Origin of the sequence: Rhodoplanes roseus, assembly GCF_003258865.1 — a bacterium.
GTDB classification, from domain to species: domain Bacteria; phylum Pseudomonadota; class Alphaproteobacteria; order Rhizobiales; family Xanthobacteraceae; genus Rhodoplanes; species Rhodoplanes roseus.
Map to the genome: position 1 here is coordinate 22,136 of NZ_NPEX01000057.1, position 6,061 is coordinate 28,196.

The window sequence follows — 6,061 nt, forward strand, 5'->3', positions numbered from 1 at the left end:
TCAGGCGAGGTCCACGCAATCGAAGTCGAAGCCGAACCGGCGCGGCCCGAGCAGCGCGCGCCCCTGCGGGCTGCGCCATGCCGGATCGAGCGCCGGCATGGCGAACACGACCACGCGACGGCCCGGCGTCACCTCGCCCAGCGTGGTGAGCGGGCGGTTGTCCTCGGCGTCGAGCAGCACGATCACGTCGGGGCTGGTCGCGACGACGACGCCGTCGCGCCACACCACGTGGTGCTCGTTCTTCACCCACACGTCGATCGCCTGGCCGGCCGTCTCTCCGGTGCCGCGCAGCCGATAGGTCAGCTCCCGGAACGTGTAGGGCTGCGTGTCGCGCCACTCCACCGCGGCGGTCTCGGCGACGGCGAGCACCCGCCCGCCGGTCAGGTCGACGAGCGGCGCGAGACGGGCGGCGAGGTCGCCGTTACGCCCGGCGGAACGCAGCGTCGCGCCGACCGCCCGGGCGCGGGCGAGGCTGTGCGGCACCAGCGCGGGCCGTGCCTCGCCGAGCCGCATCAGATGGCCGACCGTCGCGATGCCGCGGCCATAGGCGGCGCGGCTGAGCATTCGGCCGATCCGGTCGATCATCGGCGTGCCGACCGCCTGCTCGACGATGGTGCGATTGCCCCAGCGGTCGATCATCACGACCGGCGTCGCCTCGCGCCCGAGCAGCTCCAGCTTGGTCAGCGGCAGCTCCGGTATGGCGCGCCCGACATAGTCGCCGTCGAGCACGCCGATTCCGAGCATGCGGGCCGTCGCGATGGTCGCGGCCGTCGCGGCGCTCGACAGCTCGAGCGAGACCAGCGCATCGATCCGACGCTCGGCATGGACCTCCAGCTCGCGGACCGCCGCGGCGAGCCGCGGCACAATGTCGGGAAACGCTTCGGTGACGAGGCCGTGCCGCGCCAGCTCGTCCGCGGGCGGCGGCTCGTCCGGATCCTTGCCGCCGACGATCACGGCCCAGCACACCATCGCGCTCTCCGGCAGCTTCGACGGGTCGGTCAGCCGAATCGGCTCGCCCGCGGCGACGAGCGGCGCGAGGAGATCGCGGCCCGCCTCGATGCGTCCGCCGCCGCCGGTGCCGAAGAAGGTCAGGCCCCAGCAGAAATCCTCGACCTGGTCGATCGTCGCGATCGTCCCGCTCTCGCTCATTCACGTCTCCTCGCCGCCGCGACGGTCGCCCGCTCCGCGGCCCCCCGTCCCATGCCACCTCTGCAAGCCTTGGTCCAACCGAGATCGAGCCGGACGCCCCCGGACACGTCGAGGCGCCACGCGTCGCACCTCCCTTCGGCATGCGAGCCTTGCCCTCGGACGGCGCCGTGGCTACGCATGCATCGCACGCTCGGATTCACGATCACCAGCCCCACCGATGAACGCGCCAGCCCCCGGCGGTCCGCCCGCCTGTTGCGCGATACGGAACGAGAAGGATGAACCGATGAGCCTGCTCTACAGCGTCGGATTTCCCACCGGGATGGAGGGGCTGACCTATCCGATCCCGTTCTCCGATCCGGAGACCCTGGTCGAGATCGCCCAGTATTCCGAGAAGCTCGGCTATCACTCGATCTGGGGCAACGACCACATGACGACCCAGCACTATGTGCGGGCCGAGTTCCCGGTGCCACCGCGCTTCTGGGAGCCGCTGGTCACCTACGCGTTCCTGGCCGCGCACACGACGACGCTGCGGTTCGGCACCGGCGTGCTGGTCCTGCCGATGCGGCGCGACATCGTGGTGACGGCGAAACAGATCGCGACGCTCGATCATCTCAGCAACGGCCGCGTCGAGATCGGTGTCGGCGTGGGTGCTTATCGCGAGGAGTTCGAGGCGCTCAACCCCGACGGTCAGGTGCATCGCGGCGACATGGTGGAGGAAGGCGTCAAGGCGCTGCAGCTCCTGTTCTCCGAGCGCAGCGCCTCGTTCGACGGCAAGTACTACAAGTTCAAGGACGTCGAGCTCTATCCCAAGACCAAGCAGGCGCATCTGCCGATCTATTTCGGCGGCAACAACCCGAACCATCTGCGCCGCACCGCGGAGTCGGCGGACGGCTGGGTGCCGGCGGGCCTGCCGCTGGAGACGCTGCGCCGCATGGTGCAGGAGCTCAAGGGAATGACCGAGGCGGCCGGTCGTGACTTCTCCAAGCTGCAGATCGCACCGCAATACGTGGTGCATCTCGGCAAGGACCAGGAGAGCGCGGTGGCGCGCTATCAGCAGAGCCAGATGTTCAAGCACTTCGAGTCGCTGCGCAAGTCGACCCTGAAGGGACAGGCCGGCACCAAGTCGGAGGACATCAACCTGGTCGGCAGCGTGCAGACCGTGGTGGATCGCGCCAACGCCTTCCGCGAGGCCGGCGTGACGCATTTCCTCGGCCTGTTTTTCGCGGCCAACAGCGTCGCCGAGCTGAAGGACCAGATGCAGATGTTCGCCGAGGAGGTTCGGCCGAAGATCGGCTGAGCCCCGGCGCGGAAAGGCGCGGCACATGACGGCCCAACCCTCGACCGAGGTCTCGACGGCGATCGGCCAGCGCTCGCTCGGCGATCCGAGCCTGCGTTTCCCGCTCTCCCCGCCGCTGCTCACCGGCTGCCCGGCGACCAGCAGCGAGGAGATGCAGTATCCGCTGGAGATCGACTACGACTACGCCAGGGTGCCGCGCGACCTGCTGCGGCAGCCGCCGCTGCCGGGTCTCGCGCGCTGGGCGCCGCTGCTGCCGCCGCTGGTGCCCGAGCTGTCGATGGGCGAAGGCGGCACGGCGCTGATCGAAAGCGAGGCGATCGGCCGCTGGCTGGGGCTCGACCTGCCGGTGTGGCTCAAGGACGAGAGCCGCAACCCGACCTGGAGCCACAAGGACCGCCTCAACTACTGCATCGTCAGCACGGCGGTGAAGAACAAGGCGCCCGGCATCGCCGTCGCCTCCACGGGCAATCACGGCGCCTCGGCCGCCGCCTACGCCAGGCGGGCCGGCCTGCCCTGCGTCGTGATCTCGACCCGCGACGCGCAGCCCGCCTTCGTCCACCTGCAGGCCGCGCTCGGCAGCACGTTCCTGCTGGTGGAACGCGACGCACGCTGGCCGACGCTGCAACGGATCATCGACGAGACCGGCTTCATGCCGGCCAGCAATCTCACCCGCTTCCACACCGGCAACCCGTTCGGGCCCGAGGGCTACAAGACCATAGCCTACGAGATCTGGGCGCAGCTCGGCCACGAGCTGCCCGGCACCGTGGTGCTGCCGACCGGCTACGGCGAGATGCTGTTCGGTGTCTACAAGGGATTTCGCGAGCTGAAGGCCCTCGGGCTGACGAGCCGCGTGCCGCGTCTCCTCTCGGCCGAGCCGATCGTGCGGGCGCCGCTCGCCCGCGCCATGGCCCAGAACGTCGCCGCCGCCGAGGTCACCGGCCCCGGCTCGATCGCGGCCGGCATCGCCTGCACGGTGAGCTCCTATCGGGCCGCCGTCGCGCTGCGCGAGTCCGGCGGACGGCCGCTGACCTTCCACGACACCGTGTTGCGCGAGGCCGCGACGCAGCTCGCGAACGACGGGCTGTGGCAGGAGTTTTCCGGCGTCGCCGGGATCGCGGCGCTGCACGAGGCGATCCAGCGCGGCGAGACGATCGAGGAGCCGGTGGTCGCGGTGCTGACCTCGACGGGCCTCAAGGAGATGCCCGCCACGGTGCCGCCGCCGCCGGCCGAGCCGGTCTCGCTCGATCGGGTGATCGCGACGCTGAAGAAGGCGTGAGCGCATGACCGCGCCGTCCCGTTTCGCCATCTCCTACGACGGCGCGGGCGCGCCGGCCGAGCTCGCCGCGATGGTCGAGCAGGCCGACGCGGCCGGCGCCGCGAACGTCTGGATCGCGTCGCATCTGTTCCACCGCGAGCCGATCGCGATGGCCGCGATGCTGCTCGCGAGAAGCCGCCGCATCGGCGTCGTGCTGATGGCGATGAGCCCCTACACGGTGCATCCCGTCCACGCCACGATGGCGGCCGCGACTCTCGACGAGGCGTTCCCGGGCCGCGTCGGCCTGTGCTTCGGGTCGGGCGCGCCGCGCGACCTGGAGGCGATCGGCATCGCGGCCGAACACCCGGTCGCCACCTTGCGTGAGAGCATCGACGTCGCCCGCGCCTTGCTGGCCGGTGAGACCGTCACGTATGCGGGCGAGCGCGTCCGCACCGCGGGCCGGCGGCTCGCCACCGGCGCACGGCCGCTGCCGATCTGGCTGGCCGCGTCCGGCCCCCGCATGCTGGAGCTCGCCGGCGAGCGCGCCGACGGGGTGCTGATCAGCGCCGCGACCTCGCCCGCCTTCATCCGCTGGTCGCTCGATCTCGTCGCCCGCGGCGAGCAGGCGAGCGGCCGCACTGTGCAGAAAGCCGCGCTGGTGTTCTGCTCGGCCGACGCGAGCGAGCGCACGGCGCGGGATCGCCTGCGGCGCACCATCGCTTACATCCTGCGCGGCCAGCACCATGCCAAAAACCTGGAGCTGGCCGGCAGCCGGCTCGACCAGGAGGCGCTCGCCGCCGCGTTCGCGCGCGAGGACTGGCCGACCGTCGAGGCGCTCGTCACCGACGACGTGTTGCGCCGCCACACCGCCAGTGGCACGCCCGACCAGGTCGCCGCCGCGCTCGCCGCCTACCGGGCGGTGGGGCTGGACGAGATCGTCACCTACGGCATCCAGGACCGCCGGCAGATGGCCGACGCCCTCGCCGTGACGGGCCGCACGGCCGACTGACATTCATCGGAGCACGACGATGCATTACCGGGACGACATGCGCGAGATCGCCGAAGCGGCGCGCGCCAGGACGTTCGCGGCGGCCCGCGACGACGCCACCGTGATCGTCTCGACCGACACGAACCATGTCGGCTGGCTGACCGGCTATCGCAGCGTGCTGGCCGACGCCGACCGCTACTTCCGCTGCGCCGCCATCGTCACGCCGAACCGCACCGTGCTGGTCACCGGCACCAGCGACGCGGCGCCGGCCCTCGAGGTGCTGCGCGATCCGACCTGCGTCCATCGCTACGGCGTGTTCTACGTCTCGTCCGTGGAAGGCGGCATCGACCTCGCCTCGATGCCGACCGTGGAGGCAAGCTTCGCGGACGCGCTGGCGGCCGCCCTGAAGGCACATGTCGGGCCGGCCGACGTGGTCGGCATCGACGGCGTGACGCCGGCCGACCTGCAGCAGGTCGAGGCGCTCGTCGGCGGTGCCAAGACCTTCGACGCCCGTCCCGCCGTGATCAAGGCCCGCAGCGTCAAGTCGCCGGGCGAGATCGCCGTCATGCGGCACGCCGCGACGATCACCGAGCGCGGGCTGGAGAAGGCGTTCGCCGCGGCGCGCCCCGGCATGACCGAGCTCGACCTCGCCACCATCATCTCGACCGAGATGGTCGCCGGCGGCGGCATCCCGCGCTTCGTGGTGGTGACGGCGGGCGACCGCGCCGCGCTCGCCGACGCCTATGCGACCCGCGCCGTGCTGAAGCCGGGCGACCTCGTCCGGGTCGATCTCGGTTGCACGGTCGACGGCTACTGGTGCGACATGGCCCGCACCGCCGTGATGGGCGAGCCGACGCCGCTGCAGCGCGACCGCTACCAGGCGCTGCTCGATGGCGAGCTGGCGCAGCTCGCCATCGCCAAGGCCGGCATCACGGCCGGCGCGTTGTTCGACGTCGCGGTGAACCGTGTGCGCCAGGGCGCGCTGCCGAACTATCAGCGCAGCCATTGCGGCCACGGGCTCGGCATCGGGCCGCACGAGTTCCCCACCCTCAACGTCGCCAATCGCGACGTCGAGATCGTCGAGAACATGGTGCTGTGCGTCGAAACGCCGTTCTACGAACTCGGCTGGGGCGGCATGATGGTCGAGGACGTCATCCTGATCCGGCCGGACGGCCACGAGAGCTTCACCAAGCTGCCGCGCGAGCTGCGCGTGCTCGGCTGAGGATCTGATCAGGTCCCCGTAGCCCGGATGGCGCGCAGCGCAATCCGGGAATGCCGGTCCCGCATTCCGCTCCGAGACTGGGCAAGAAATCCGCTTCAGGCCTGGAGGGCCGAGAGTGGTCGCCGGCGGGCTTCGGTCGAGGCGATTTCG

General features: G+C 71.1%; 5 protein-coding genes. 4 read left to right on the forward strand and 1 reads right to left on the reverse strand.

Features of this window, described 5'->3' with window-relative positions:
* Positions 1-1,149, reverse strand: coding sequence for a DUF917 domain-containing protein (locus tag CH341_RS10880; RefSeq protein WP_111419056.1), 1,149 nt, complete (start codon positions 1,147-1,149; stop codon positions 1-3).
* A 283-nt stretch (positions 1,150-1,432) separates the two neighbouring features.
* Here CH341_RS10880 and CH341_RS10885 point away from each other — a divergent pair, with 283 nt between their 5' ends.
* Genes CH341_RS10885 through CH341_RS10900 form a run of 4 tightly spaced genes read left to right on the forward strand, consistent with a single transcriptional unit; the run spans position 1,433 to position 5,911 of the window.
* Positions 1,433-2,446 (forward strand): TIGR03619 family F420-dependent LLM class oxidoreductase, encoded by a 1,014-nt coding sequence (locus CH341_RS10885; protein WP_111419057.1) that lies wholly within the window; start codon positions 1,433-1,435, stop codon positions 2,444-2,446.
* Between the two features lie 25 nt (positions 2,447-2,471).
* Entirely contained in the window at positions 2,472-3,722 is a 1,251-nt protein-coding gene (locus CH341_RS10890) for a threonine synthase (RefSeq protein WP_111419058.1), read from the forward strand.
* Positions 3,723-3,726: 4 nt separating this feature from the next.
* Positions 3,727-4,710: an LLM class flavin-dependent oxidoreductase gene (locus CH341_RS10895; protein WP_111419059.1), complete on the forward strand. Its 984-nt coding sequence runs from the start codon at positions 3,727-3,729 to the stop codon at positions 4,708-4,710.
* Between the two features lie 19 nt (positions 4,711-4,729).
* A complete protein-coding gene (locus CH341_RS10900) occupies positions 4,730-5,911 on the forward strand; it encodes a M24 family metallopeptidase (RefSeq protein ID WP_111419060.1) in 1,182 nt (393 codons plus the stop codon).
* Positions 5,912-6,061 lie beyond the last annotated feature (150 nt).